General features: G+C 45.3%; 23 protein-coding genes. 20 read left to right on the top strand and 3 right to left on the bottom strand.

Going from position 1 to position 27,000, the window contains the following annotated elements:
• Positions 1 to 46: 46 nt before the first annotated feature.
• Together thiL and pgpA are read left to right on the top strand one after the other, a co-directional pair.
• Positions 47 to 1,021, top strand: a complete 975-nt coding sequence (gene thiL / locus AACQ42_RS17435; RefSeq protein WP_094123770.1) for a thiamine-phosphate kinase — start codon at positions 47 to 49, stop codon at positions 1,019 to 1,021.
• Entirely contained in the window at positions 1,018 to 1,521 is a 504-nt protein-coding gene (gene pgpA, locus AACQ42_RS17430) for a phosphatidylglycerophosphatase A (RefSeq protein ID WP_013856199.1), read from the top strand. Before thiL ends, pgpA begins: the two co-directional genes overlap by 4 nt.
• 144 nt (positions 1,522 to 1,665) lie before the next feature.
• Here the strand turns inward: pgpA and AACQ42_RS17425 are convergent, their stop codons facing one another.
• The 3 genes from AACQ42_RS17425 to map all read right to left on the bottom strand — a co-directional run bounded on the left by AACQ42_RS17425 (position 1,666) and on the right by map (position 5,762).
• Positions 1,666 to 2,049, bottom strand: coding sequence for a DUF3461 family protein (locus AACQ42_RS17425; protein ID WP_094166233.1), 384 nt, complete (start codon positions 2,047 to 2,049; stop codon positions 1,666 to 1,668).
• 128 nt (positions 2,050 to 2,177) lie between these two features.
• Positions 2,178 to 4,802 carry a bifunctional uridylyltransferase/uridylyl-removing protein GlnD gene (gene glnD / locus AACQ42_RS17420; protein WP_094166232.1) on the bottom strand — a complete coding sequence of 875 codons (2,625 nt, stop codon included), beginning with the start codon at positions 4,800 to 4,802 and terminating at the stop codon, positions 2,178 to 2,180.
• A 117-nt stretch (positions 4,803 to 4,919) separates the two neighbouring features.
• The gene (map, locus tag AACQ42_RS17415) at positions 4,920 to 5,762 is read right to left on the bottom strand and encodes a type I methionyl aminopeptidase (protein ID WP_017044011.1); all 843 of its coding nucleotides are present in this window, start codon (positions 5,760 to 5,762) and stop codon (positions 4,920 to 4,922) included.
• A 384-nt stretch (positions 5,763 to 6,146) separates the two neighbouring features.
• Between map and rpsB the strand changes: the two genes are divergently transcribed.
• From rpsB to tilS, 18 genes are all read left to right on the top strand, one after another.
• A complete protein-coding gene (rpsB, locus tag AACQ42_RS17410; RefSeq protein ID WP_013856204.1) occupies positions 6,147 to 6,878 on the top strand; it encodes a 30S ribosomal protein S2 in 732 nt (243 codons plus the stop codon).
• Between the two features lie 128 nt (positions 6,879 to 7,006).
• Positions 7,007 to 7,852, top strand: a complete 846-nt coding sequence (gene tsf / locus AACQ42_RS17405; protein ID WP_013856205.1) for a translation elongation factor Ts — start codon at positions 7,007 to 7,009, stop codon at positions 7,850 to 7,852.
• 152 nt (positions 7,853 to 8,004) lie between these two features.
• Positions 8,005 to 8,736: a UMP kinase gene (gene pyrH, locus AACQ42_RS17400; protein WP_010320123.1), complete on the top strand. Its 732-nt coding sequence runs from the start codon at positions 8,005 to 8,007 to the stop codon at positions 8,734 to 8,736.
• Between the two features lie 35 nt (positions 8,737 to 8,771).
• Positions 8,772 to 9,329 carry a ribosome recycling factor gene (frr, locus tag AACQ42_RS17395; protein WP_010320122.1) on the top strand — a complete coding sequence of 186 codons (558 nt, stop codon included), beginning with the start codon at positions 8,772 to 8,774 and terminating at the stop codon, positions 9,327 to 9,329.
• A gap of 95 nt (positions 9,330 to 9,424) precedes the next feature.
• Positions 9,425 to 10,180, top strand: a complete 756-nt coding sequence (locus AACQ42_RS17390) for an isoprenyl transferase (protein WP_094166231.1) — start codon at positions 9,425 to 9,427, stop codon at positions 10,178 to 10,180.
• Between the two features lie 13 nt (positions 10,181 to 10,193).
• On the top strand, positions 10,194 to 11,036 hold the full coding sequence (locus AACQ42_RS17385) for a phosphatidate cytidylyltransferase (protein ID WP_017047317.1): 843 nt from the start codon (positions 10,194 to 10,196) through the stop codon (positions 11,034 to 11,036).
• Positions 11,037 to 11,084: 48 nt separating this feature from the next.
• Entirely contained in the window at positions 11,085 to 12,293 is a 1,209-nt protein-coding gene (gene ispC, locus AACQ42_RS17380; protein WP_094166230.1) for a 1-deoxy-D-xylulose-5-phosphate reductoisomerase, read from the top strand.
• A complete protein-coding gene (rseP, locus tag AACQ42_RS17375; RefSeq protein ID WP_094166229.1) occupies positions 12,290 to 13,648 on the top strand; it encodes a sigma E protease regulator RseP in 1,359 nt (452 codons plus the stop codon). Before ispC ends, rseP begins: the two co-directional genes overlap by 4 nt.
• Before the next feature lie 48 nt (positions 13,649 to 13,696).
• Positions 13,697 to 16,129, top strand: a complete 2,433-nt coding sequence (gene bamA / locus AACQ42_RS17370) for an outer membrane protein assembly factor BamA (RefSeq protein WP_094166228.1) — start codon at positions 13,697 to 13,699, stop codon at positions 16,127 to 16,129.
• 15 nt (positions 16,130 to 16,144) lie between these two features.
• Positions 16,145 to 16,654 carry an OmpH family outer membrane protein gene (locus tag AACQ42_RS17365; protein WP_013856212.1) on the top strand — a complete coding sequence of 170 codons (510 nt, stop codon included), beginning with the start codon at positions 16,145 to 16,147 and terminating at the stop codon, positions 16,652 to 16,654.
• Between the two features lie 7 nt (positions 16,655 to 16,661).
• Entirely contained in the window at positions 16,662 to 17,693 is a 1,032-nt protein-coding gene (gene lpxD, locus AACQ42_RS17360) for a UDP-3-O-(3-hydroxymyristoyl)glucosamine N-acyltransferase (protein ID WP_013856213.1), read from the top strand.
• Between the two features lie 116 nt (positions 17,694 to 17,809).
• Positions 17,810 to 18,241 carry a 3-hydroxyacyl-ACP dehydratase FabZ gene (gene fabZ / locus AACQ42_RS17355; protein WP_026027636.1) on the top strand — a complete coding sequence of 144 codons (432 nt, stop codon included), beginning with the start codon at positions 17,810 to 17,812 and terminating at the stop codon, positions 18,239 to 18,241.
• Position 18,242: 1 nt separating this feature from the next.
• Positions 18,243 to 19,031 carry an acyl-ACP--UDP-N-acetylglucosamine O-acyltransferase gene (gene lpxA, locus AACQ42_RS17350; protein ID WP_010320113.1) on the top strand — a complete coding sequence of 263 codons (789 nt, stop codon included), beginning with the start codon at positions 18,243 to 18,245 and terminating at the stop codon, positions 19,029 to 19,031.
• A 105-nt stretch (positions 19,032 to 19,136) separates the two neighbouring features.
• Positions 19,137 to 20,285 carry a lipid-A-disaccharide synthase gene (lpxB, locus tag AACQ42_RS17345; protein WP_094166227.1) on the top strand — a complete coding sequence of 383 codons (1,149 nt, stop codon included), beginning with the start codon at positions 19,137 to 19,139 and terminating at the stop codon, positions 20,283 to 20,285.
• Between the two features lie 46 nt (positions 20,286 to 20,331).
• Entirely contained in the window at positions 20,332 to 20,943 is a 612-nt protein-coding gene (rnhB, locus tag AACQ42_RS17340) for a ribonuclease HII (protein ID WP_026027914.1), read from the top strand.
• An 81-nt stretch (positions 20,944 to 21,024) separates the two neighbouring features.
• Positions 21,025 to 24,504, top strand: a complete 3,480-nt coding sequence (gene dnaE, locus AACQ42_RS17335) for a DNA polymerase III subunit alpha (RefSeq protein ID WP_094166226.1) — start codon at positions 21,025 to 21,027, stop codon at positions 24,502 to 24,504.
• Positions 24,505 to 24,551: 47 nt separating this feature from the next.
• Positions 24,552 to 25,511, top strand: a complete 960-nt coding sequence (accA, locus tag AACQ42_RS17330; RefSeq protein ID WP_013856219.1) for an acetyl-CoA carboxylase carboxyl transferase subunit alpha — start codon at positions 24,552 to 24,554, stop codon at positions 25,509 to 25,511.
• Positions 25,512 to 25,631: 120 nt separating this feature from the next.
• The gene (gene tilS / locus AACQ42_RS17325) at positions 25,632 to 26,942 is read left to right on the top strand and encodes a tRNA lysidine(34) synthetase TilS (RefSeq protein ID WP_094166225.1); all 1,311 of its coding nucleotides are present in this window, start codon (positions 25,632 to 25,634) and stop codon (positions 26,940 to 26,942) included.
• Positions 26,943 to 27,000 lie beyond the last annotated feature (58 nt).

The following is a 27,000-nucleotide window of genomic DNA, read 5'->3' as shown; positions in this document are numbered from 1 at the left end:
ATGAGAAATGATGTACATAATAAAAACTCAGGGCAGGGAATTTTTTATGTTCGGTGAATTCAATTTAATCGATACCTATTTCTCTAACCGTCAGTCACAACGTAAAGATGTCTCTCTTGCTCTAGGAGATGATTGTGCATTGGTCAAAGCACCAGAAAATGTTCGGATCGCCATCAGTACCGACACCTTAGTCGCAGGCACTCATTTTTTAACCGATGCGAATCCGGCTTGGGTGGCTCATAAAGCATTGTCATCTAACATCAGTGATTTGGCTGCGATGGGGGCAACGCCTGCTTGGGTATCGCTCGCACTCACTCTACCTAGTGTCGATGAAGCATGGCTAAAACCCTTTTGTGATGCTTTTTTCGAACTTGCGAATTACTACAATATTCAGCTAATTGGTGGGGATACAACCAAAGGACCACTGAGCATTACCTTGACAGTACAAGGTTTTGTGCCACAAGAATTGGCGCTGCTGCGCAGTGGAGCCAAAGTGGGAGATTGGGTTTACGTCACTGGTGAACTCGGTGATAGCCAAGCTGGGCTCGATGTGGTTCTTGACCCAAGCTTACGCCATAAACCTTTTGCCCAAGAGCTTGAAAAGCGTCACTATCTCTCAACGCCAAGAATTCTTGCTGGCCAAGCATTGCTTCATTTGGCTTCTTCTGCAATTGATATTTCCGATGGTTTGGTGTCTGATCTCAAGCATATTTTGCATCGTTCAAATGTTGGGGTGAGTTTAGATGTCGGTGCGTTGCCTATTTCGCAAGAGCTGTTGCAGTTTGTGGGCGAGAGACAAATAGCACAGCAATATGCACTAACCAGCGGTGAAGAGTATGAGTTGTGTTTCACTGTTCCAGAGCATAACCGAGGTTCCATCGAAAGTGCGCTTGCTCATTGCGGTTGTAAGGTGAGTTGCATTGGCCAAATTCGCCCGCAGGGTATTTTTGAGCTTCAGCATCAAGGAAAAAAACTCAATTGGCAGTTAAGCGGCTATGATCATTTTAAGGTGAACGGATGACAAACCCTATCGCATTAATCTCATTAAAGAACCCTTGGCATCTTTTGGCCACGGGTTTTGGCAGTGGCCTATCGCCTATCGTGCCCGGCACAATGGGAACGCTTGCCTCAGTGCCTTTTTATTTACTGTTAGTACAGCTCCCTCTCACTGTATATTGTGCTGTGGTTGTGCTGGCTTGCTTGGTGGGCGTGAAAATTTGCCAAGTGACTTCTGACGACATGAAAGTGCATGACCACGGTTCGATTGTGTGGGATGAATTTGCCGGTTTTTGGATAACAATGCTAGTCGTGCCACTGTTTGAATTGCCCAGTTTAGATTGGAAATGGCTGGTGGCTGGATTCGTGCTGTTTCGCTTTTTCGATATGCTCAAACCGTGGCCGATTAGTTGGTTAGATAAACGAGTGCATGGTGGTTTGGGGATTATGCTCGATGATATCGTGGCTGGTGTTGTATCCGCGATTGCGCTGTATTGGGTCGGCTTTTGGGCGGGTTGGTTATAACATGATCAGCGTTCAATATTGATTGACGGCTTAGACTTATCAACAAAAAAGGTTCCTTTGGGAACCTTTTTTGTCAGTGAAGAGTTATCTGAAACAGGGTTATTCGATGCTCTGGGTATCTAAAGTTACTTTACCGTCTTGAGACTATTTTAGCGTCTCTAAGTCAGCTTCAATTTCAGCGATTTTGCTCGTGACCACTTTTTCCAAATGGCGCAAGTCGGTCAATATTTTTTGCTTCAGATCGAGATCACTCATAGGAACCGGCTTAGTGATTTTATTTAGTTCATCAATCACCAAGGTTAAATTACGGTTGATCTCCGTCACCTCTTTGTATTGATGGCTGCCGCTATCGACCAATACATTTTTTACTTGTCGAGGGTATTTAAATTTCACGCTTTTAGCGAACAGCTCGCCTTTCTGCTTATGAAAGTAAATCTTCAACACATCTTTATGGGCTTCTTGACGAAGTGAATAGCGCTCAATCTGTTTAGGATCTTGAATGCCTAAACCGGTGAGGTAGGGATACATAGGCAACCTCTATTGTATTTTGTGACACATCAATGAACCATTTCAATGTAGCAGTCCATGCTCGCCCGAGATAGTTCATCGTGATATCAATGGTTCAAGTTGTGGACCAGATCGCTTTCCTTTTCCGTTTAATTTGGCGCGAGTTCAGAAACATTTTTAATCAGCATTTCACGTAACGTGCACTCTTCTTCTTCACTCAATTTTCCGCCTTGCGAACCGGTGAGAATAAACAAATCTTCTGCTCGTTCGCCAATGGTGGTGATTTTTGCACCATGCAGGTTAATGTTTAAGTCAGCAAATGTGGCTCCGACCGTTGCCAGCAGTCCCGGAGTATCAAGTGCGACTAATTCCATTAAGGTTCGTTTATTGCTTTTGGTGGGTAAAAAATCGACTTTAGTTTTGACTTTAAAATGTTGCAAGTTACGTGGCGTGCGGCGCAATTTCAGTTTGTTCTGCCAACCCGTTTCTAGCCCACTGAGTAGGTGTTTGATCAACGATGGGTGACACTCTTCGTCAATTGCATGGCCGTTTTGATCCAGTACCATGAAGGTATCAAGGACGTAGCCATCTTTACTCGACATGATCTGCGCATCATGAACATTGAGATTTCGACGGTCCAGTTCAGCAACTACAGTCGCAAAGAGGGCGGGTTGATCTTTAGTGTAAACAAACAATTCAGTGCCGCCACGAGTGGCTTTTTTGCTCATCAGGATCAGCGGTTGGCTTGGGTCACTATGTTTGAGTAGGTGCTCACAATGCCAAGCGATCTGCTTGTGAGTGTGACGCAAAAAGTAATCGGCTTTAAAGCGCTGCCAAAGCACTTCAATTTCACGTGCGCTGTAGCCTTCTTTACGAAGCAATGCGGATGCCATTTGTTGGTTGTGGCGAATGCGATCGCGCACATCTACCGGGTTTTCAAGCCCACGCCTAAGTGCCCGCTGTGTTGAGTGATATAGCTCTGCCAGCAAGGTGCGTTTCCAACTGTTCCAAAGCTCAGGGTTAGTAGCGCAGATGTCCGCGACGGTCAGGCAAACAAGATGTTCGAGATACTCTTCATCGCGCACTTTTTTGGCAAATTCGGTAATGACATCTGGGTCGTAAATGTCGCGTCTTTGCGCCGTTACCGACATCAAGAGGTGGTTTTGTACCAGCCAAGAAACTAATTTTGCTTCAGGTTTTGATAAACCGTGTTCAATACAAAAATCATAGGCTTCTACCGCACCGATTTCAGAGTGATCGCCGCCACGCCCTTTGGCAATGTCGTGAAAAATAGCGGCCAGAATCAGCATCTCTTTTTTCTGGAGACGTGGGTAAACTTCGCAACAGATGGGGTGTTTATCGTGATTTTGTGCGTAGCTAAAGGTATTGATGTGTTTGAGAAGACGAATGCTGTGTTCATCGACCGTATAAACATGGAATAGGTCGAACTGCATTTGTCCAACAATTTGGCTCCATTGGGGAAGATAAGCGGCGAGCACGCCTAATTTATGCATCAGGCTGAACGCACGATGTAGTGCGTTAGGGTGACGTACCAATGCCATGAATTTCTCACGCGCTTCGGGAATGGTGTGCAGGAATTTATTGAGCCGCCTTCTGGCTGTACGTAACTGGCGCATGGTTGTGGGCGCGACGCTTTCGATGCTGGAATCATTGGCGATATGAATAAACATATCCAAAATTGTTTCTGGACGAGCTTGGAAAAGCGCGGGTTTACGAGCTTCTATTAAGTTGCCACGACGTTGAAAATCATCATCTAAAATTTCTGCCACAGCTTCTTCGCCGTTATTGAGTATGGCTTGATCAAACAGACGCAGGAGCATTTTGTTGAGTTCCGCAACACGACGTAGCGTACGGTAGAACTCTTTCATCATCATCTCGACTGCGCGATTCCCTTCACCAGTAAAGCCCAGATGTTCTGCCACTTGAGCTTGATGAGCAAAAATAAGCCGATTGTCATAGCGTTTTAATTCAATGTGCAGCGCAAAGCGCACGCGCCATAAAAAGTCTTGGCACTCTACTAGCTCACGATATTCAGCATCAGTTAAAAAACCAAAACGACTCATTTCAAACAGTGATGTTGCACCAAAGTGACGTCTAGCCACCCAGCTTAAAGTATGAATGTCCCTCAAGCCTCCAGGAGTCGATTTGATATCGGGTTCAAGGTTATAAGTGGTGTCATGGTAACGAGCGTGTCGGTCGCGCTGCTCTTGAATTTTGGCACGGTAAAAGGTTTCGCTTGGCCAAAACGATTCGGAATGAATCAACATCTTGAGTTTATAAAATGTCTCTTCGCTGCCACATAATAACCGAGCTTCTTGTAAGTTTGTCGCGACGGTTAAATCTTCACGGCCAATTTCAGCGCACTGCTGCACGGTACGCACGGCATGGCCTACTTCTAAACGCAAATCCCACAACAGGGTAATGAATTCGCTAATTTTACTGCCGAGTTCAGCGGGTAAAGTATGATTGGAGACGACCAGAATATCGATGTCCGAAAGAGGATGAAGTTCACCGCGGCCATAGCCTCCGACGGCCACTAAACCGATGTCTGGAACCTGCGAAAATGAATAATGTTCCCATAACCTGTAGAGCAGTTGATCCATATATTCAGAGCGGCCTAATACCAAGTCGTTGACCGGATGGTGGTGCAAAAATTGATGTTTCTGATGCTGAGTGAACTGTTCAAGTTGTTGTTTAAGCTCGCCGATAGTGAGTTGTGTGTCAGTAAAGGTGAGGGGAGACTGAAAAGGCATAACGGCAATCCATGCTAGTGATATGTCACAACGTAGACTGACTGTATCAAATCACTGCAGATAAAAAAATATCCCTGCAAGAGGGATATTGATTGATAAGGTTTTGGTTCGATGTAATTAGGCGTTATGCATCAGACGCGGAATGGTTTCTTCTTCACGCAGCGTCAGCACTTCACAGCCAGTGGCGGTAACCAAAATGGTGTGTTCCCACTGCGCTGAGTTTTTGCCATCAGCGGTGTAAACCGTCCAATTGTCTTCATCATCAAGGCGGCAACCAAATTTACCCGCATTAATCATTGGCTCGATAGTGAAAATCATCCCTTCACGCAGTACGGTTCTGTCGCCGTTTTTATAGTGAACCACTTGTGGTTCTTCATGAAATTGAGCGCCAATACCGTGACCGCAATAATCTTTCACAATCGAAAATTTAAGGCGTGGGTTATTTTTATTATTGGTTTTAATGTGTTTTTCGATCGCAGTACCAATCTCACCCAATTGAACTCCGGGTTTGACCTTCTTCATGCCGATATAAAGACACTCTTGCGCAACAAGACATAGGCGCTTATCTGCTGGCGACACTTCACCGACAAAGAACATCTTTGAGGTATCACCGTGGTAGCCATCTTTAATGACTGTGATATCAATGTTCAGAATATCACCCTCTTTCAGTACCGCTGGACGCTGTAATTGCCCATACTGCGTATCTTGAGTTGCCGGAATACCGTGACAAACAATGTGATTGATAGAGGTACAGATCGATTTAGGAAAACCGTGGTAATTCAATGGTGCTGGAATAGCTTGCTGTACTTCAGTGATGTACTTGTGGCAGATCTGGTCAAGTTCTTCAGTGGTGATGCCCACTTTTACATGCGGTTCAATCATCTCAAGGACATCGGCAGCCAGTTTACCCGCGACGCGCATTTTGGCTATTTCTTCAGCAGTTTTGATTTTTACAGACATCGGCTTTCTCTATGCATTAATTCTTAAGCACTTAACTGTGCGAATGGGCGTTATTCTAGCAGTGCATGGATGAATCGCAAGGGATCCCTGTCGGTAAGTAAGAATTGTTTGCATAACTACAGCTTACCTAAGCCATGATGTGTCGTATTTTTTTCTAGCCAGAGAAGGGCTAAATATGGTATAAAGCGCGCCGGAATCGAAGTGCGTTTTCTTCTGAAATGACGAAGCCCACCTTCCTTTCTAAACACATTATCTTTAAATCACACACATTCCGACACGTGTTCCGGGGTGCTCCAACAATAAAACTATCGGCAACAACCGAATAGATGTTAGGGGTCGGATACATGGGGAATGTGGAGGCCTAACCCCATAGAGGATTTTTAAATGGCAACTGTATCAATGCGCGACATGCTAAAAGCTGGTGTTCACTTCGGTCACCAGACTCGTTACTGGAACCCAAAAATGAAGCCATTCATTTTTGGTGCTCGTAGCCGTGTTCACATCATCAACTTAGAAAAAACTGTTCCTATGTTCAACGAAGCTCTAGCTGAGCTACAAAAAGTTGGCGAGAAAAAAGGTAAAGTTCTTTTCGTTGGTACTAAACGCGCAGCATCTGAAGCTGTTAAAGAAGCGGCTATCGCAAGCAACCAATTCTACGTTAACAACCGCTGGTTGGGCGGCATGCTAACTAACTGGAAAACTGTTCGTCAGTCAATCAAGCGTCTAAAAGAGCTTGAAATTCAAGCAACAGATGGCACTTTTGATAAGCTAACTAAGAAAGAAGCTCTAATGCGTACTCGTGAAATGGAGAAGCTAGAGAAATCTCTTGGTGGTATCAAAGATATGGGCGGTCTACCTGACGCACTATTCGTTATCGATGCAGATCACGAGCACATTGCAGTTAAAGAAGCAAACAACCTAGGTATCCCAGTTTACGCTGTTGTTGATACTAACTCTAACCCAGATGGCGTTGACTACATTATCCCTGGTAACGACGACGCAATCCGTGCAATCCAGCTTTACCTAAATGCTGTTGCAGAAACGGTTAACGAAGGTCGTAACAAAGATGCAGCTGCACTTGCTGCTGCAAAAGACGGTTTCGTAGAAGCAGAATAATAGCGGCTCTGAGTCACACTTGATTATATGTGTCACACGATTGATGCATTGAACAAGTTATAGTTAGCATCAGGGGCCAAACAATCGGCCCCTGATTTTTACCACCAGAATCAACTGAGGAATAGAGAATGGCAACTGTAACTGCTGCTCTAGTAAAAGAACTGCGCGAGCGTACTGGCGCAGGTATGATGGAATGTAAAAAAGCGCTTGTAGAAGCAAACGCTGACATCGAACTAGCAATTGAAAACATGCGCAAAAGCGGCGCAGCTAAAGCAGCGAAAAAAGCAGGTAACATCGCAGCTGAAGGTACTATCCTAATTAAAGAAGCTGATGGTTTTGCAGCACTTCTAGAAGTGAACTGCCAAACTGACTTCGTAGCAAAAGATTCAAGCTTCCTAGCGTTTGCTAACGAAGTTCTAGCGGTTGCACTTGCTGAGCGTCTAGATATCGCAGCACTTCAAGCTAAATTTGAAGAAGCACGTATTGCTCTTGTTGCTAAAATTGGTGAAAACATCACTATCCGTCGCGTTCATTACATCGAAGGCGCTAAAGTAGGTTCATACCGCCATGGCGACCGTATCGGTGTTGTGGTTGCTGGTGAAGCGGATGAAGAGACCATCAAACACGTAGCAATGCACGTTGCTGCTGCAAAACCTGAGTACGTGAACCCTGAAGATGTACCAGCAGAGGTTGTGGCTAAAGAGCGTGAAATCCAAATCGAAATCGCAATGCAATCTGGCAAGCCAGCGGCAATTGCTGAGAAAATGGTTGAAGGCCGCATGACTAAGTTCACAGGTGAAGTATCACTTACTGGTCAAGCGTTCATCATGGATCCTTCTCAAACTGTTGGCGCAATGCTGAAAGCTAAAGGCGCAACCGTTACTAACTTCGTACGTCTAGAAGTTGGTGAAGGTATTGAGAAAGCTCAAGAACTTAGCTTCGCTGAAGAAGTTGCAATGGTTCAAAAAGGTTAATCCTAGCGATTTTGCCTAAAAAAAGACCGTAGCCAAGGCTGCGGTCTTTTTACGAATGGCATATTGAGACTAATTGTGATGATTTAGAATTCAGTATTCAGTTTTAAATCATGACTGTTAATTAACAACTCTCTATTTGGAAGGTAAGCTCCATGACTACGAACCCTAAACCAGCCTATCAACGTATCCTGTTAAAACTTAGCGGTGAAGCGCTACAAGGCGAAGAAGGTTTTGGTATTGATCCTGCGGTGTTAGATCGCATGGCACAGGAAGTAAAAGAACTGGTTGAACTGGGTGTTCAAGTGGGTGTTGTCATCGGCGGCGGTAACTTATTCCGTGGCGCAGGTCTTGCTGAAGCGGGCATGAACCGTGTTGTGGGCGACCACATGGGAATGCTGGCAACCGTAATGAATGGTTTGGCAATGCGTGATGCTTTGCACCGTGCTTATGTGAATGCGCGCGTGATGTCTGCCATTCCTCTTAAAGGTGTGTGTGACGATTACAATTGGGCCGATGCTATCAGCCAACTACGTCAAGGCCGTGTTGTGATCTTCTCTGCGGGTACTGGTAACCCATTCTTTACAACTGATTCTGCTGCCTGTTTGCGCGGTATTGAAATTGAAGCGGATGTGGTTCTAAAAGCGACAAAAGTAGATGGCGTATTTAGTGCAGACCCAGTGGCAAACCCAGACGCAGAACTGTATGATAAGCTGTCTTATACAACCGTGCTTGAAAAAGAGCTAAAAGTGATGGACTTGGCCGCGTTTACGCTAGCGCGTGACCATAAAATGCCAATCCGCGTATTTAATATGAACAAACCGGGCGCACTACGTCGCGTGGTAATGGGTGAAGCGGAAGGTACACTAATTAGCACCGCTGACTAATCACTCCAAAACAAAAAAACAAGTAGGTGATATTTGTGATTAACGAAATCAAGAAAGACGCTCAAGAGCGTATGGATAAGAGCGTAGATGCCCTGAAAAACAACCTTTCTAAGGTACGTACTGGTCGCGCTCACCCAAGTTTACTCTCCGGCATTTCTGTCGATTACTATGGTGCTTCGACACCGCTGAATCAAATCGCTAACGTTGTAGCTGAAGATGCACGTACTCTCGCGATCACTGTTTTTGATAAAGAGTTGACGCCAAAAGTTGAAAAAGCGATTTTGATGTCTGATTTGGGTCTAAACCCAATGTCTGCAGGTACGGTTATTCGTGTACCACTGCCACCACTGACCGAAGAACGTCGTCGTAATTTGGTGAAAATTGTTCGTGGTGAAGCCGAAGGTGGTCGCGTTGCGGTTCGCAACATTCGTCGTGATGCCAATGGCGACTTAAAAGCTCTACTGAAAGATAAAGAAATCTCTGAAGACGAAGATCATAAAGCGCAAGAAGAGATTCAAAAACTTACCGATGTAGCGATTAAGAGAATTGATGAAGTTCTTGCTGCAAAAGAAAAAGAGTTAATGGAAGTTTAATTCGCTCTTTTTAGCCTTTCTAAAACGCTGTGCTCACAGTGCAGCGTTTTTTTATGCTATTTTGCCCTATCAGTTTGGTAATCAATTAATTTCTTATGCAAAACACATCCCTCTCATCTGATGTATTACCTCAGCACATCGCAATCATTATGGACGGAAATGGCCGTTGGGCTAAAGCGCAAGGTAAGCCTCGTGTATTTGGCCATAAGAATGGTGTAGCAGCGGTCCGAAGAACGATTTCCACTGCAGCGAAATTGGGTATTAAAGCCGTTACTCTGTTTGCCTTTAGTAGTGAAAATTGGCGGCGTCCGGAAGCTGAAGTAGGCATGTTGATGGAGTTATTTATTACTGTGCTATCCACAGAAGTAAAAAAACTGCATAAGAACAATCTGCGTCTTAGAGTCATTGGTGATAAAACACGTTTTAGCTCACGCTTACAAACAAAAATCGCTCAGGCAGAAGAGTTAACCTCATCAAACAGTGGCATGGTCGTTAATATCGCCGCAAACTATGGCGGAAAATGGGATATCACAGAAGCAATGCGCTCTATCGCGGTCAAAGTGGCGAGCGGTGAGCTTTCTCCTGATCAGATTGACGAGACGCTGATTACACAGTCGCTAACGATGTCTGATATTCCTGAAGTGGATTTGCTCATTCGTACCAGCGGTGAATGTCGTATTAGTAATTTTATGTTGTGGCAATTGGCCTATGCAGAGATGTACTTTACGCCGATTTACTGGCCTGAGTTTGGTGAAGAAAGTTTAATTGAAGCAGTGACTTGGTTTGTTAACCGTGAACGCCGTTTTGGCTGCACAGGGGAACAGGTTAAGGCATTGATGGAACAGAAATAAAGGATCCATTAGTTTGAAGCAACGAATTATCACGGCGCTCATATTAGCTCCACTGGTGATGCTGGGCATTTTTGAACTGCCACTCCCCCTATTTATGGCCGTTTTGGCCCTTGTGGCGCTCGTCGGTGTATGGGAATGGACGCAGTTTATCGATTCGACATCTAGGTATCTGGCGCTGTTACCCGCCATTATCATTGGTGGAGCAAGTTACCTACTGATTTCCCCTGATGCCGTTAGCCTAGCCAACATGAACTCGAATCACTATGTGATATTAAGTGTTGGGGTGGCTTGGTGGCTGTTTTCTAGCTTTTTAGCTATTACCTATCCTAAATCCCGTCCATGGTGGGAAAAATCCAATCTACTTAGGCACCTTTTTGGTGTGCTTACGCTACTTCCTTTTTTCTGGAGCGTCCTTTTTTTACGCGCAGAAGCCTTTTTGAGTGAGCCATACCACGGTGCTAAGTTGGTGCTATTTGTCTGCTTAATTGTTTGGGCTGCAGACAGTGGCGCTTATTTTGCGGGCAAAAGTTTTGGTAAGCACAAAATGGCACCAGCAGTCAGTCCAAATAAAACCATTGAAGGGTTGATTGGTGGCATTATTACGGCATTGATTGTGGCGTGGTTTACTGCTGATTGGTTTGATATCCGGTTTACAAACACGCTGTCGATGGTCGGTATTACATTAGCGACTGTGATTATCTCTGTGCTCGGTGATCTGGTCGAAAGTATGTTTAAGCGCGTTTCAGGAATTAAAGACAGCAGTAATATTATTCCTGGGCATGGCGGCGTTTTGGATCGTATCGATAGCCTGACGGCTGCATTTCCTGTTTTTGCTCTACTGTATTTCATTTTCTAATGCTTGGGTTAAGCTGTCTTACCCCAATCTTAATTCACGGTTGTTGCTATGCGTAAGTTAACGATTCTCGGGGCCACAGGTTCAATTGGGGCAAGCACATTAAAAGTCGTGGCTCAAAATCCCGAACACTTTTCCGTTGTGGCTTTAGCCGCGGGAAATAATGTCAATAAAATGCGTGAGCTATGCCAGCGTTGGCAGCCAGTTTATGCGGTAATGGCAAACCAAAAGGCGGCGGATGAGCTTTTAGCTCAATTGCAGTCATTGAACTTAAAAACAACCGTATTATTTGGTGAAGACGCCATGTGCCACGTCGCCGCATTAGATGAGGTGGATACGGTGATGGCGGCGATTGTTGGTGCAGCAGGTTTGTTACCAACCATGGCCGCGGTAAAGGCGGGCAAGCGTGTTTTGTTGGCAAACAAAGAAGCCTTGGTGATGTCTGGCCAGTTGTTTATTGATGCGGTCGAAAAACACGGTGCGGAATTGCTCCCTGTCGATAGCGAACATAACGCGATTTTTCAATGCTTACCCCCTGAAATTCAAGGCTCTTTGGGTCGCTGTGATTTACAAGAACATGGTGTGCAACATATTCTGCTCACGGGCTCTGGCGGCCCTTTTCGCTACAGTGATGTATCCACGTTAGCAGATGTTTCACCACAGCAAGCGATTGCTCATCCTAACTGGTCGATGGGGCCGAAAATTTCGGTTGATTCCGCTACCATGATGAACAAAGGTTTGGAATATATTGAAGCTAAGTGGTTGTTTAATGCATCGAAACAGCAATTAAAAGTGTTAATCCACCCACAATCGGTGATCCACTCTATGGTGCAGTACCGCGATGGTTCGGTGCTTGCGCAAATGGGGGAACCCGATATGTCCACGCCAATTGCTTTAACTCTCTCTTATCCAGAACGCATTACTGCGGGTGTTCCGGCACTGGATTTTACCAAATTAAGTAATTTGAGTTTTATGGATGTGGACTACGAGCGTTATCCTTGTTTGGGATTGGCGATTGATGCTTGCTATCAAGGGCAACATGCCACCACCTCTTTAAATGCAGCCAACGAAATAGCCGTTGAAGCTTTTTTAAATAAGCAAATTCGTTTTACCGATATCGCACAAGTTAATGAACGTGTATTGTCAAAAGTGTGTGCAGCACATACTCAGTTACATTGCTATGACTTGGAAAGCTTGTTAGAGCTCGATAGAATGGCGCGCACTATTGCCCAGCAAATCATACAAGAGCATTTATTATGAGTGGTATTTTGTGGAATTTCGTCTCTTTCATCATTGCGTTAGGTATATTGGTTGCTGTGCATGAATTTGGTCATTTTTGGGTAGCACGTCGCTGCGGAATTAAAGTCGAAAAATTTTCCATTGGCTTTGGTAAATCACTTTGGAGCCGAGTAGCCAAAGATGGCACCGAGTACAACCTCTCAATTATTCCTCTCGGCGGCTACGTTAAAATGCTCGATAGCCGTGTTGATGATGTTCCAGCTGAATTAAAACCCTTAGCTTTTGACCAAAAACCATTGTGGAAACGTGTCGCTGTCGTGAGTGCTGGGCCTGCTTTTAACTTTTTCTTCGCCATTTTTGCCTATTGGCTCGTGTTCTTAATTGGTGTTCCAGCGGTAAAACCTGTGATTGGCGAAATTGCCCCGCAATCGATCGCCGCTCAAGCGGGTTTAGAGCCAGGAATGCAGATCAAAGCAGTCTCAGGAGTGAATACCTTAGATTGGGAATCGGTCAATATGGGGCTGATTAGCCATATTGGTGATGAGCAATTAACGCTCACCGTCGGAACCAATAATGAAATTGGTGTGGATGAAATCAAAACATTAGATATCCGTTCTTGGAACTTTAACCCAGAAACAGAGTCTGCTATGGGAGCGTTAGGTTTTAAACCATTTGTTCCTGAAATATCGCTGACGCTAACCAATGTTTCTCAAGGCAGCGCCGGAGAGAAGGCCGGGTTAGAAGTTGGCGACACCTTGATCGAAGCCAACGGTGCGAAGATAAACCATTGGCAGCAAGTTGTGGAGTTGATACAAAGCCACCCCAATCAGCCAGTTTCATTGGTTGTTGTGCGTGATGAACAACGCTTGACTATCGAGCTTACGCCTGACGTTCGTGAGTTACCGCAAGGCAAAACGATAGGTTTTGCGGGAATAGCTCCTAAAGTCGCAGAATGGCCGGAAAGTTATCGATTTGAGCTGCAATATGGTGTATTTGAATCAGTCGGAAAAGCGGTTGAAAAAACACAGCAAGTGATCAACTTAACCGTCAGCATGTTGAAAAAACTGGTGGTCGGTGATGTGGGGTTGAATAATCTGAGTGGGCCGATTTCAATTGCCAAAGGAGCTGGAACTACCGCTGACTATGGTTTGGTCTATTTCTTGGGTTTTCTGGCTCTGATTAGTGTCAACTTAGGCATTATCAATCTAGTACCACTGCCAATGTTAGATGGCGGACACTTACTGTTTTTTGCAATTGAAGCCGTTATTCGTCGTCCTGTCCCAGAGAGGATTCAAGAAATGGGATACCGAATTGGTGGGGCGATCATCTTTTCTTTGATGGCTGTGGCAATATTTAATGATTTTAGTCGCCTGTGATTTGTAACCATTAGGCAGAAGTTGTAGCAAGGAATAACAAGAATAAATATGGCAATGAAACAGATCCTTTTCGCGACACTATTGGCAACCAGCCTCTCAGCACATAGTGCCGAGAATTTCGTAGTGCAGGATATTCAAATTGAAGGGCTTCAACGCGTTGCGCTCGGCGCTGCATTGCTTAAAATGCCCGTTCGAATTGGCGATACCGTTGATGCACAAGATGTCGCGGATATTATCAAAGCACTTTACACTTCGGGCAACTTTGAAGACATCAAAGTATTACGAGACAACAACGTTCTGATCGTTCAGGTTAAAGAACGTCCAACCATTGCAAGTGTTTCCTTCTCTGGAAATAAAGCGATCAAAGAAGAGCAGTTGCAGCAGAATCTTGATGCATCCAATATCCGCATCGGTGAGGCGCTTGATCGTACGACCTTGAGCAATATTGAAAAGGGGTTGGAAGATTTTTACTACAGCGTGGGTAAGTACAACGCGACCGTAAAAGCGGTGGTGACACCTTTACCTCGCAACCGTGCTGACCTTAAATTTGTGTTCAGTGAAGGGGTTTCTGCGAAAATCCAGCAAATCAACTTTATTGGTAATGAAGTGTTTAGTGACCAAGATTTACTGTCACGCTTCAATTTAAATGTCGATGTGGCGTGGTGGAATTTCCTCTCTGATGATAAATACCAAAAGCAGGTTTTAGCCGCTGATATTGAAGCTTTGCGCTCTTTCTACCTCGACCGTGGCTACTTAAAGTTTCAAGTCGATTCCACGCAAGTTGCTATTTCTCCTGATAAAAAAGGCGTTTATATCACTTTAGGCATTAGCGAAGGTCAGCCTTATAAAATCAAAGACGTTAAATTCCGCGGAGAGCTGATTGGCAAAGAGGCTGAATTTACCGCTTTGATCCCGTTTGAAGCCGAGGAAACCTATAACGGCTCACTGGTGACCAAGCTTGAAGAAGATGTAAAACGAGTATTGGGTGAAGCTGGCTATGCTTATCCTCAAGTTCGAACCATCCCAGAATTTAATGATGAAACGCAAGAAGTTTCCTTGGTTGTTCATGTGGAAGCGGGTAAGCGTATCTATGTCCGTGATATTCGCTTTGTCGGTAATAACTCAACCAAAGATGAAGTTTTGCGCCGCGAAATGCGTCAAATGGAAGGCAGTTGGCTGAGCTCTAAAGCGATTGATACGGGTAAGAGCCGTTTGAACCGTCTTGGCTTCTTTGAAACAGTGGATGTGCAAACCGTACGTGTACCTGGCAGTGAAGACCAAGTCGATCTGGTGTACAACGTTAAAGAGGCCAACTCAGGTAGTGTTAACTTCGGTGTCGGTTATGGTACAGAATCAGGCGTGAGTTTTCAGGTTGGTTTACAGCAAGACAACTTCATTGGTTCAGGTAATCGAGTTGGCATCAATGCCATGATGAACGATTATCAAAAGAACATCAGTTTAGATTACCGTGATCCTTATTGGAACCTTGATGGTGTCAGTTTGGGTGGTAAGATTTTCTATAACCAGTTTGAGGCTTCTGAAGCTGGTATTGTTGATTATACCAATGAAAGCTACGGCACAAGTTTAACGTGGGGTTTCCCATTTGACGAATTAAACCGTTTTGACCTCGGTATCGGTTACACGCACAACAAGATCGGTAATATCGATGAGTATGTGCAAGTTAGTCAATTCTTACAGTCTCAAGCGAGTAATCGTAGCGATGATGGCAGTTTGATCACCAATGACTTTGACGTCAACATCTCATGGACGCGCAATAATTTAAACCGAACCATTTTCCCAACGGCGGGGAATCACCAACGCGCTTTCTACAAGATGACCGTGCCGGGTTCAGACGTAAAGTATTTCAAAGCGCAGTACGATGTTCGCCAGTATTTCCCATTAACCAAAAAACATGAGTTTTCAATCTTGCTAAGAGGACGCTTAGGGTATGGTAATGGTTACGGGAAAACGGATGGTAACGATAACTTGTTCCCATTCTATGAAAACTATTATGCAGGTGGCTTTACCACTTTGCGTGGTTTTGGATCTAACTCGGCTGGACCGAAAGCGATTTATAACGATGCGACAGGCTGTAATGGCAATAATGGTGGCAACAACCGCTGCTATAGCGCAACAGATGACTCTGTCGGTGGTAACGCGGTCGCGCTAGCCAGTGTAGAGCTGATTGTACCGACGCCATTTGCCTCTGATGAAACTCGTAGCCAAATTCGCACCAGCATCTTCTTCGATATGGCCAGCGTTTGGGATACCGAGTTCGATTACAAAGATGGGAAACTCGGTTATGGTGATCAGTATTATTACGATTACTCAGATCCAATGAATTACCGTTCCTCTTATGGTGCGGCACTACAGTGGATGTCACCTATGGGGCCATTGGTATTTTCAATTGCCAAACCTATTAAAATTTATGAAGGTGATAATGAAGAGTTCTTCACTTTCACGATCGGCAGAACATTCTAATTAGAGGAAAGTATTTTGAAAAAAGCGATTCAAGCGGCAGGATTGGGCCTAGTTGTACTGAGTTCATCATTTTTTGCGCAAGCCGCTGAGGCGGCGCAGAAAGTAGGTTACATTAATACCGCGCAAGTATTCCAAGCATTACCTCAACGAGAAGTTGTGCTGCAAAAATTACAAGAAGAGTTTAAAGATAAAGGGGCAGAGCTACAGTCAATTCAAGCTGAAGCAAAAACCAAAATTGAAAAACTTAAACGTGATGGCGAACTGCTAGGTCAAGATGAGATCGAGAAGCTGCGTATTGAAATTGGTCAATTAGACAGCAAGTACAAAATCAAAGCGCAAGCGTTAGAGCAAGCCTCAGCGCGTCGTGAGAGTGAAGAGAAGCAAAAACTCTTCATGGTGATTCAAGACGCTGTGAAGAAAGTTGCGGAAAAAGAAGGTTATGACATCGTTGTTGACGTGCAAGCTATGCAATATGGTAAGCCGGACTACAACCTATCAGAGAAAGTAATTAAACAACTAAAATAATATTATTATGGCAAAACTGACTTTAGCCGAATTGGCAACCATCACCGGGGGAGAGCTGTTTGGTGATGGCTCTGCGACAGTTTCCGCTGTCGCACCTATGGATAAGGCGCAGGAAGGTTACGTAACTTTCCTCTCTAATCCCAAATATAACAAACACCTTGGTCAATGCCGCGCAACGGTGATTATGGTCAAGGCTAGTGAACGTGAATTGTGTACAACCAATGTATTGGTCGTCGCTGATCCATACGTTGCTTTTGCAAAGGTGGCGCAAGCGCTGGACACGACACCGCGACCTGCGAGTGATATCAGCTCTTCTGCGGTTGTTGCACCGGATGCCCAGCTAGGGCAGAACGTTTCTATTGGTGCAAACGCGGTCATTGAGACGGGCGTGCAACTGGGCGATAACGTCTCCATTGGTGCCGGCTGTTTCATCGGTAAAAACGCCAAAATTGGCGCTAACACCCAGTTGTGGGCAAATGTCAGCGTTTACCACGAAGTGGAAATTGGCTCGGCGTGCCTTATTCAGTCAGGTGCCGTGATTGGTTCTGATGGTTTTGGCTATGCCAATGAGAAAGGTGAGTGGATTAAAATTCCGCAAATTGGCACAGTCCGGATCGGTAATCGAGTTGAAATCGGTGCCTGCACGACAATTGATCGTGGCGCATTAGATGACACGATTATTGAAGATAACGTCATTCTCGATAACCAATTACAGATTGCACATAACGTCTGTATTGGCTACGGCACTGCAATTGCTGGCGGTACCATCATTGCTGGCAGCACCCACATAGGCAAATATTGCATTATTGGTGGTGGTACTGTCATCAATGGCCATATCGAGATTGTCGATGGGGTCACCATTACTGGCATGGGGATGGTAATGCGTAGCATCACCGAGAAAGGCATGTTCTCTTCTGGTATTCCGTTGCAACCGAACAAAGAATGGCGTAAAACTGCCGCTCGCGTTCACCGTATCGAAGATATGCACAAGCGACTTAAAGCACTTGAAAAGTACTTAGAGCAGGAAGCGGAATCCTAATTCTACTTTTTCCCGATTAGGCTCGCCAACTGCGAGTCTTTTTCGTCTATAATGCCAAATAATTTTTGAAAGTTTTACTGTATAGGAATATGACTTTGACGACTGAAACGAAAACGATGCACATCACTGAAATTCAGAGGCTGCTTCCTCACCGTTACCCATTTCTGTTGATTGACCGTGTAATTGACTTTGAAGAAGGCAAATACCTTGTTGGCTTGAAAAATGTGTCAGTTAATGAACCTCAGTTCACTGGTCATTTTCCGCAGTTACCTATTTTTCCAGGTGTACTGATTTTAGAAGCAATGGCACAAGCAACGGGCCTATTAGCATTCAAAACCTTTGGTGCACCGAAAGATAACGAATTGTATTACTTTGCTAGTATTGATAATGCGAAGTTTCGTAAACCTGTAGGCCCTGGCGACCAACTGATCATCGAAGTGCAGTTCATTAAAGAGCGTCGTGGTATTGCGTTGTTTAATGGCGTAGCGAAAGTTGATGGTGAGGTTGTGTGTTCAGCTGAAATGAAATGTGCTCGTAGAGAGTTTTAATATGATTCATGAAACTGCACAAATCCACCCAAGTGCGGTGGTTGAAGATGGCGCTATCATCGGAGCTAACGTCACGGTTGGTCCATTTACTTACATCACCTCTGGGGTAAGCATTGGCCAAGGTACGGAAGTGATGTCGCATGTGGTCATCAAAGGAAACACCGTCATTGGTGAAGAGAACCGTATTTTCCCTCACGCCGTCATTGGCGAAGAGAACCAAGATAAGAAGTATGGTGGTGAAGATACACGAGTCGTCATTGGTGATCGCAATGTTATTCGTGAAGCGGTGCAAATTCACCGTGGTACTATGCAAGATAAAACACAAACAGTTGTTGGCAACGACAACCTATTGTGTGTGAATGCCCATATTGCGCACGATGTGATTGTTGGTAATCATACGCACATTGGTAACAACGCAATTCTTGGCGGCCATGTGACGGTCGGTGATTATGCCGGTGTTATGGCGTTATCGGCGATTCATCCTTTCTGTAGCGTTGGTGCTTATGCCTATATCGGTGGTTGTTCTGCTGTGGTGCAAGATGTCCCTGCTTACGTGTTAGCACAAGGTAACCATGCTTCACCATTTGGCCTTAACCTTGTTGGTTTGAAGCGAAATGGTTTTGAAAAAGCTGAAATTCGCGCGTTACAAAAAGCGTATAAAGAGATTTACCGATCAGGTAAAACGCAAGCAGAGGTCTTACCTATATTGGTTGAGATGGCGAAAGAGTACCCATCGATTCAGCGTTTTACTGATTTACTAGAAAAAACTGAGCGTGGCATTATTCGTTAGTTCGCCACTGAGTTTTGATTAATATCCGAAGATCGCTACTTGTTTAGCGATCTTTTGTCTTTTTGACGCCGCATAACGGCTGAGCGGATTCTGTTAGGAAACGATATGCACTCACATGAAAATCCCCTAAGAATCGGTATTGTTGCCGGAGAGCTTTCTGGCGATACATTAGGAGAAGGCTTTATTCAAGCCATCAAGCAGCAATACCCCAATGCACAATTTGTCGGTATTGGTGGCCCTAAAATGATTGCTCAAGGTTGTGAATCTTTATTTGATATGGAAGAGCTAGCCGTGATGGGTCTGGTTGAGGTGCTTGGCCGCTTACCGCGTTTACTGAAAGTTAAAGCGCAGTTGGTGAAGTATTTTAAAGCCAATCCGCCGGATGTGTTTGTTGGTATTGATGCACCAGATTTTAATTTACGACTAGAGCTTGATCTCAAAAAAGCGGGCATCAAAACCGTCCACTACGTGAGCCCATCTGTATGGGCATGGCGTCCCAAACGTATTTTTAAAATCGATGCGGCGACCGATCTAGTGCTGGCATTTCTTCCGTTTGAAAAAGCGTTTTACGACAAGTATCAGGTTGCGTGCGAATTTGTCGGCCACACACTGGCCGATGCCATTCCAATGCAACCCGATAAAATCGCCGCTCGTGAACTGTTGAAATTAGAGACAGATAAACAGTGGCTGGCTGTGCTACCCGGTAGCCGAGGGGGAGAAGTCGGTTTAATTGCCAAGCCATTTATTGAAACATGTCGACAAATCAAACAGAAATACCCTGATATTGGTTTTGTGGTAGCTGCCGTCAATCCCAAACGTAAACAGCAGTTTGAAACCATTTGGCAGGAGATCGCCCCAGAGCTCGATTTTGTTATTATTGAAGACACCGCGCGTAATGTCATCACGGCTGCAGATGCTGTGCTGCTTGCCTCTGGCACAGTCGCACTGGAATGCATGTTGCTCAAACGGCCGATGGTGGTGGGATACAAAGTGAACTGGCTCACCGGATGGTTGGTTCAGAAGCTTGCGATAACCGAATTTGTTTCACTGCCCAATATTTTAGCCGGAGAAGAACTGGTTCCTGAGTTCATTCTTGATGAATGCGACCCACAACATCTGTTTCCTGCGGTCGATAGCATGCTCAGCCGTGATAATTCCTCTTTAATTGAACGTTTTACTGAAATGCATCACTGGATCCGCAAAGGCGCCGATCAACAAGCCGCCAAAGCGGTTTTAAGCTTGATTAACCGTTAACGATTAAAAAGAGCGATTGAAAAATAACGAGAGGAAAATAGACAAGATGGCAGAACAAACACTGACTCCTTTTGAATACCCTAAGGGCTATGTTTTGATTGCAGGAGTGGATGAAGTTGGTCGAGGTCCATTAGTGGGCGACGTAGTGACTGCCGCAGTAATCTTGGATCCGAATAATCCGATTGAAGGTTTGGCCGACTCGAAAAAGTTATCAGAAAAAAAACGCCTAGCGCTTTTTCCTGAAATTCAACAAAAGGCGCTCGCTTGGTCTGTTGGCCGCTGTTCACCAGCTGAAATTGATGAGCTTAATATTCTTCAAGCGACTATGGTGGCGATGCAACGCGCGATTGCAGGTCTAGCGATTCAACCTGATTTGGCTTTAATTGATGGCAACCGTGTCCCACAATTACCGATGCATGGTATCGCAGTCGTCAAGGGTGATATGCGTGTGGCGCAAATCAGCGCCGCCTCAATCATTGCCAAAGTGGTACGCGATAAAGAGATGGAAGCGCTCGATAAATTGTACCCACAATTTGGCTTTGCTCAACATAAGGGCTATCCAACTAAAGCGCATTTTGCCGCGATCGAACAGCATGGCGTCATCGCAGAGCACCGTAAAAGTTTTAAGCCAGTGAAACGTGTGCTTGGAATTGACTAATTGCGGGTGTCAGCCACGAGCAGATTCGCGTAGAATAACCGCCAAATCTTGTACCAAACCTAGCATCTAGGATTTTATTGCATGCCAGAACCAAAGTTTGTCCACCTTCGTGTCCACAGCGACTTTTCTATGATCGATGGCTTGTCCAAAGTGCCACCGCTTGTGAAAAAAGTGGCCGAGATGGGGATGCCTGCCGTAGCGTTGACTGACTTCACGAACTTATGTGGTTTGGTCAAATTTTATGGTACCGCTCATAACTGTGGGGTAAAGCCGATTATCGGTGCAGATTTTGTCATGCAATCCGAGGAGTTTGGTGATGAGCTCACCAAGCTGACGGTTCTAGCGAGTGATAATGTTGGTTACAAAAATCTGACCTTACTGATCTCCGATGCTTATCTACGCGGTCATGTGCAACACCTACCTGTGATTGATAAAGCGTGGCTAGTGAAATATGCCGAAGGCTTGATTGTGCTTTCGGGTGGAAAAAGTGGTGAAATAGGCAAAGCACTGCTTAAAGGTAATCAGGCGTTAGTCGATAAATGTGTCGAGTTTTATCAAACTCATTTTGTCGATCGTTTTTACCTTGAATTGACTCGCACAGGGCGAGCCGACGAAGAGAGCTATCTGCACTTTGCTCTAGAATTGGCTGAAAATAACGATCTGCCCGTCGTTGCAACCAATGAAGTGGTGTTTCTCAGCGAAGAGTTTTTTGAAGCGCATGAAATTCGAGTAGCGATTCATGATGGCTATACCATGGAAGATCCTCGTCGGCCAAAAAATTACAGCCCACAGCAATATTTGCGCACCGAAGCGGAAATGTGTGAGCTGTTTGCGGACATTCCTGAAGCGCTGCAAAACAGTGTTGAGATTGCCAAACGGTGTAATGTTACCGTCCGTTTGGGGGAATATTTCTTGCCCGCCTTCCCAACGGAAGGAATGAAAGAAACCGAATACTTGGTGATGAAATCACAAGAAGGCCTTGAAGAGCGTCTTGAATTTCTGTTCCCCGATCCTGAGGTTCGCGCACAACGTCGCCCTGAATATGATGAACGGCTGCAAATTGAGCTCGAAGTGATTAATAACATGGGATTCCCCGGTTATTTCTTGATTGTGATGGAGTTCATCCAGTGGTCAAAAGATAACGATATTCCGGTGGGACCGGGGCGCGGATCGGGTGCGGGTTCATTGGTGGCCTACGCGCTCAAAATCACTGATTTAGATCCACTACAATATGATTTACTTTTCGAACGTTTCTTGAACCCAGAACGGGTTTCAATGCCCGATTTTGACGTCGATTTCTGTATGGATAAACGTGACCAAGTTATTGATCACGTTGCTGAAATGTATGGTCGTGATGCGGTATCACAGATCATCACCTTTGGTACTATGGCTGCCAAAGCGGTCATTCGTGACGTGGGACGCGTGCTTGGTCATCCTTTTGGATTTGTCGACCGCATTTCAAAGCTTATTCCACTAGATCCAGGAATGACACTCGAAAAGGCGTTCAAGGCTGAACCCGCGTTACCTGAGCTGTACAACAATGACGAAGACGTCAAAGAGCTGATTGATAAGTGCAGAATTCTAGAAGGTTGCACGCGTAACGCCGGTAAGCATGCGGGTGGAGTGGTGATCTCCCCAACCACAATTACCGACTTTTCGCCGATTTATGCGGATGCTGAAGGGCATTTCCCCGTCACTCAATTTGATAAGAATGATGTTGAAACCGCAGGCTTGGTCAAGTTTGACTTCTTAGGTCTACGCACCTTAACCATTATCGATTGGGCGCTAGGGCTGATTAACCCGCGCTTACAACGAGAAGGCAAAGATCCGGTTCGTATTGAAGCTATCCCGTTAGAAGACCCAGTTTCATTTCGTGTATTGCAAAATTCTGAAACCACCGCGGTATTCCAGTTAGAATCGCGCGGCATGAAAGATCTGATCAAACGTCTCCAGCCAGACTGCTTCGAAGATATTATTGCACTAGTGGCCCTGTTTCGCCCTGGGCCTTTGCAATCGGGTATGGTGGATAACTTTATCGACCGTAAACATGGCCGAGAGGCGATCTCCTACCCAGATGAAAAATGGCAACATGAGTCATTAAAAGAAATTTTAGACCCAACCTACGGCATCATCTTGTACCAAGAGCAAGTAATGCAGATCGCCCAAGTCCTAGCCGGGTATACACTCGGCGGCGCGGATATGCTGCGCCGTGCGATGGGTAAGAAAAAGCCAGAAGAGATGGCCAAGCAGCGGGCGATTTTTGAAGAAGGTTCGATAAAAAACGGCGTGGATGGCGAATTGTCGATGAAAATCTTCGACTTAGTAGAAAAATTCGCCGGTTACGGGTTTAACAAATCGCACTCTGCGGCTTATGCTCTGGTTTCTTATCAAACCTTATGGTTAAAAACCCACTACCCAGCCGAATTTATGGCGGCAGTAATGACGGCCGACATGGACAACACCGAAAAAGTGGTTGGCTTAGTGGATGAATGTTTACGCATGAATCTTAAAGTGTTACCACCGGATATTAACGCCGGCTTGTACCGCTTTAACGTCGATGAAAATGGCGCGATTGTCTATGGTATTGGCGCGATCAAAGGTGTGGGTGAAGGGCCGATTGAAGCGATTTTAGAAGCGCGCACAGCAGGCGGCTATTTTAAAGATTTGTTTGATTTTTGCGCCAGAATTGATCTGAAAAAAGTCAATAAGCGTGTGATTGAAAAGCTTATTTATGCGGGTGCTTTGGATCGTTTAGGCCCACACCGTGCTGCCATGATGGCCTCATTAAATGATGCTGTGAAAGCGGCCAGCCAATTCCACCAAGCTGAAGCCTTTGGTCAGGTTGATATGTTTGGTGTATTGACTGATGCGCCAGAAGAAGTAGAACATAAATATACGCAAGTCCCCGAGTGGCCTGAGAAAGTTTGGCTTGAAGGTGAGCGCGATACATTAGGCCTTTATTTGACCGGGCATCCAATAAACGCACATATTAAGGAACTTGCGAAGTACACCAGTTGTCGACTAAAAGATGCCACGCCAACGCGACGCGATCAATCCGTCACTTTAGCGGGGTTAGTGATTGCGGCTAAAGTTATGACCACCAAGCGTGGCACGCGGATTGGTATCATGACGTTAGATGATCGTTCAGGACGTATGGAAGTGATGTTATTCTCTGATGCGTTAGAGCGGTATGCAGAGCTGTTAGAAAAAGATAGAATTTTAGTGATTTCTGGACAGGTCAGCTTTGATGACTTCAATGGTGGCCTTAAAATGTCGGCGCGCGAAGTCATGGACTTGGGCAGTGCGCGTGAAAAATATGCCCGTGGCTTGTCGATATCGATTGAACAATCACAGATAGACAGCCAGTTTTTTGAGCGCTTTAGTCAGATCTTAGAGCCTCACCGAGCAGGGACTATACCTGTCAATGTATACTACCAACGCGCAGAGGCGAGAGTGCGACTCACTCTTGGTACGCAGTGGCGTGTAACCCCAAGTGATACATTGTTAGACGAATTGAAACAGCTACTTGGCAAAGATCAGGTAGAACTCGAATTTAACTAAAATTTGGCGTCAAATATGTTGAACGCTGAGTATAAAAGGATCGGTAGATGAGCCTAAATTTTCTAGAATTTGAAAAACCAATTGCTGAACTTGAGGCTAAAATTCAGGCGCTACGCGACGTGTCTCGCCATGGTGGTGATAAGTCCGTTGATCTCGACAAAGAGATCGAACAGCTAGAAAAGAAAAGCTTAGAGCTTAAGAAGAAAATCTTTGGTGATTTAGGGGCATGGCAAGTAGCTCAATTGGCACGCCATCCACAACGCCCTTACACGCTTGATTACATCAACCATGTCTTCACTGAGTTTGACGAGTTGGCTGGTGATCGCGCTTTTGCTGATGACAAAGCGATTGTCGGCGGCATTGCTCGTTTAGAGGGACGTCCGGTGATGGTGATTGGTCACCAAAAAGGACGTGAAACGAGAGAGAAAGTAAGACGTAACTTCGGAATGCCAAAACCAGAAGGTTATCGTAAAGCACTGCGTTTAATGAAAATGGCTGAACGTTTTGGTATGCCTATTATTACTTTCATTGATACCGCAGGTGCTTATCCTGGTGTTGGCGCTGAAGAACGTGGCCAATCTGAAGCGATTGCTACAAACCTAAAAGTGATGTCAGGCTTGAAAGTGCCTGTAATTTGTAATGTTGTTGGTGAAGGTGGCTCTGGTGGTGCTTTGGCGATTGGCGTGGGTGACTACGTGAACATGCTGCAATATTCCACTTACGCGGTAATTTCGCCAGAAGGGTGTGCTTCAATCTTGTGGCGAGATTCAGATAAAGCGCCGCAAGCGGCTGAAGCGATGGGCTTAGTCGCTCCTCGCTTAAAAGAGCTTGAGCTGATTGATGAAATTATCGAAGAACCATTAGGTGGCGCGCATCGCGATCCAATACAAATGGCCGCCAATATGAAAGCAACACTGTTAAAACAGCTTGCTGATTTAGAGCCGCTGAATGAAGAAGCATTATTGGCTCGTCGTTATCAACGTTTGATGAACTACGGCTACTGCTAAACAGTAAATAAAAAGGGTTGGATTCTGTCCAGCCCTTTTTTATCGGCCCGATTTCAGGACTGGTTTGCTTGGCGCGTTTCAAGGTAAACTGGCATCAATTCCTCTTAGCGCTGAAAACCCATGTCTGAACTTTATTCGCTATTTTCACACGTTATCAATCGTCATCGCTTAGCAAGCAGCCAATTAGTCTTGGGTTTTAGTGGTGGCATGGACTCGCGGGCGATGCTTGAACTATTGGCGCAATATCGTGACGAAACCTCCTGTGAGTGCTGCGCTGTTTATGTTCATCATGGATTAAGTCAACATGCCGATGAGTGGGCCAAACAGTGCCAGCGCTGGGCCCAACACGCCGCGATCCCTTTTTTTATTGAACGGGTGCAACTCGATACCGCTAGCGGTGAAAGTGTGGAGTCATTGGCGCGTACGGCGCGTTACCAAGTTTTAGCGAAATACATTAACACTGACGATTTGTTGCTAACTGGACAGCATAGCGATGATCAGATCGAGACATTTTTGCTCGCGTTAAAGCGTGGTAGTGGACCCAAAGGACTCTCTTCGATGGCACAAGCGATGCCATTTGGCGCGGGGAAAATCGTCCGTCCTTTGCTTGCGGCGACTCGCGTACAGATCGAAAGCTTTGCCGTAACCCAGAATTTGGATTGGGTCGAGGACGAAAGCAACCAAGATACCCGTTTTGATCGTAATTTTATCCGCCATCACATCACGCCAGTTCTTACGCAGCGCTGGCCGCATATTCACCAAGCGGTTGCTCGTAGTGCGACATTGTGTGCTCAGCAGCAGGTGTTGCTTGAAGAGCTGCTACAAGAGGCAATGCAAGAGGCAAAAATGCCTGATGGTAGTTTATCAATTACCGCGCTTTCTCATCGCAGCGAATTAGCACGCTATCAATTGCTAAGAATGTGGCTTGCTCAATTGGGGGAGCCAATGCCGACTCAAGAACATTTAGCGATGATTTGGCAACAAGTGGCGTCTGCGCGTATTGATGCGAATCCTCGGCTTAAACTAGGGCAAAGTGAGATCCGCCGCTTTGACCAAAAGCTATATTGCATCCAAACTTATCAAGACATTTCAGATTGGCAGGCGATGATTGTGCCCGATCAATCATTAACCTTGCCTGATGGACTAGGAAATCTGAGGTTATCGTCTCATGGTGCTAGCAAGGGAATAGCCTTGCCTGATGATTGCCATCAATTAAGCGTTACGTTTAATCCTGAAGGGCTGGCAGCATGCCCTGTCGGACGAGTGGGAAGTCGAAAGCTAAAAAAATTGTTCCAAGAGTATGGCGTGCCGAGTTGGTTACGACGAAGAACGCCAATATTGATGCATCGGAATCAAGTGGTTGCGATTGCAAATTTATTTGTTGATCGTGACTTCAGTGGGCAAGATTGTGAACTCATCTGGGACAAATGAACGCTTTTCATGCAAAATTCGTATAAAACATACAATGAATATGGACATAAAGGTGGAG

The sequence above is a fragment of the Vibrio sp. V12_P9A6T4 genome (genome assembly GCF_963874835.1).
GTDB lineage: Bacteria > Pseudomonadota > Gammaproteobacteria > Enterobacterales > Vibrionaceae > Vibrio > Vibrio anguillarum.
This window is presented reverse-complemented; position numbering and strand designations above follow the sequence as displayed.

What these genes read in the sequence shown, in the direction of transcription:
- thiL (WP_094123770.1), top strand. Translation starts at nt 47, where the DNA reads ATGTTCGGTGAATTCAATTTAATCGATACCTATTTCTCTAACCGTCAG.
- pgpA (WP_013856199.1), top strand. Translation starts at nt 1,018, where the DNA reads ATGACAAACCCTATCGCATTAATCTCATTAAAGAACCCTTGGCATCTT.
- AACQ42_RS17425 (WP_094166233.1), bottom strand. Translation starts at nt 2,049, where the DNA reads ATGTATCCCTACCTCACCGGTTTAGGCATTCAAGATCCTAAACAGATT.
- glnD (WP_094166232.1), bottom strand. Translation starts at nt 4,802, where the DNA reads ATGCCTTTTCAGTCTCCCCTCACCTTTACTGACACACAACTCACTATC.
- map (WP_017044011.1), bottom strand. Translation starts at nt 5,762, where the DNA reads ATGTCTGTAAAAATCAAAACTGCTGAAGAAATAGCCAAAATGCGCGTC.
- rpsB (WP_013856204.1), top strand. Translation starts at nt 6,147, where the DNA reads ATGGCAACTGTATCAATGCGCGACATGCTAAAAGCTGGTGTTCACTTC.
- tsf (WP_013856205.1), top strand. Translation starts at nt 7,007, where the DNA reads ATGGCAACTGTAACTGCTGCTCTAGTAAAAGAACTGCGCGAGCGTACT.
- pyrH (WP_010320123.1), top strand. Translation starts at nt 8,005, where the DNA reads ATGACTACGAACCCTAAACCAGCCTATCAACGTATCCTGTTAAAACTT.
- AACQ42_RS17390 (WP_094166231.1), top strand. Translation starts at nt 9,425, where the DNA reads ATGCAAAACACATCCCTCTCATCTGATGTATTACCTCAGCACATCGCA.
- ispC (WP_094166230.1), top strand. Translation starts at nt 11,085, where the DNA reads ATGCGTAAGTTAACGATTCTCGGGGCCACAGGTTCAATTGGGGCAAGC.
- rseP (WP_094166229.1), top strand. Translation starts at nt 12,290, where the DNA reads ATGAGTGGTATTTTGTGGAATTTCGTCTCTTTCATCATTGCGTTAGGT.
- bamA (WP_094166228.1), top strand. Translation starts at nt 13,697, where the DNA reads ATGGCAATGAAACAGATCCTTTTCGCGACACTATTGGCAACCAGCCTC.
- lpxD (WP_013856213.1), top strand. Translation starts at nt 16,662, where the DNA reads ATGGCAAAACTGACTTTAGCCGAATTGGCAACCATCACCGGGGGAGAG.
- fabZ (WP_026027636.1), top strand. Translation starts at nt 17,810, where the DNA reads ATGCACATCACTGAAATTCAGAGGCTGCTTCCTCACCGTTACCCATTT.
- lpxA (WP_010320113.1), top strand. Translation starts at nt 18,243, where the DNA reads ATGATTCATGAAACTGCACAAATCCACCCAAGTGCGGTGGTTGAAGAT.
- lpxB (WP_094166227.1), top strand. Translation starts at nt 19,137, where the DNA reads ATGCACTCACATGAAAATCCCCTAAGAATCGGTATTGTTGCCGGAGAG.
- rnhB (WP_026027914.1), top strand. Translation starts at nt 20,332, where the DNA reads ATGGCAGAACAAACACTGACTCCTTTTGAATACCCTAAGGGCTATGTT.
- dnaE (WP_094166226.1), top strand. Translation starts at nt 21,025, where the DNA reads ATGCCAGAACCAAAGTTTGTCCACCTTCGTGTCCACAGCGACTTTTCT.
- accA (WP_013856219.1), top strand. Translation starts at nt 24,552, where the DNA reads ATGAGCCTAAATTTTCTAGAATTTGAAAAACCAATTGCTGAACTTGAG.
- tilS (WP_094166225.1), top strand. Translation starts at nt 25,632, where the DNA reads ATGTCTGAACTTTATTCGCTATTTTCACACGTTATCAATCGTCATCGC.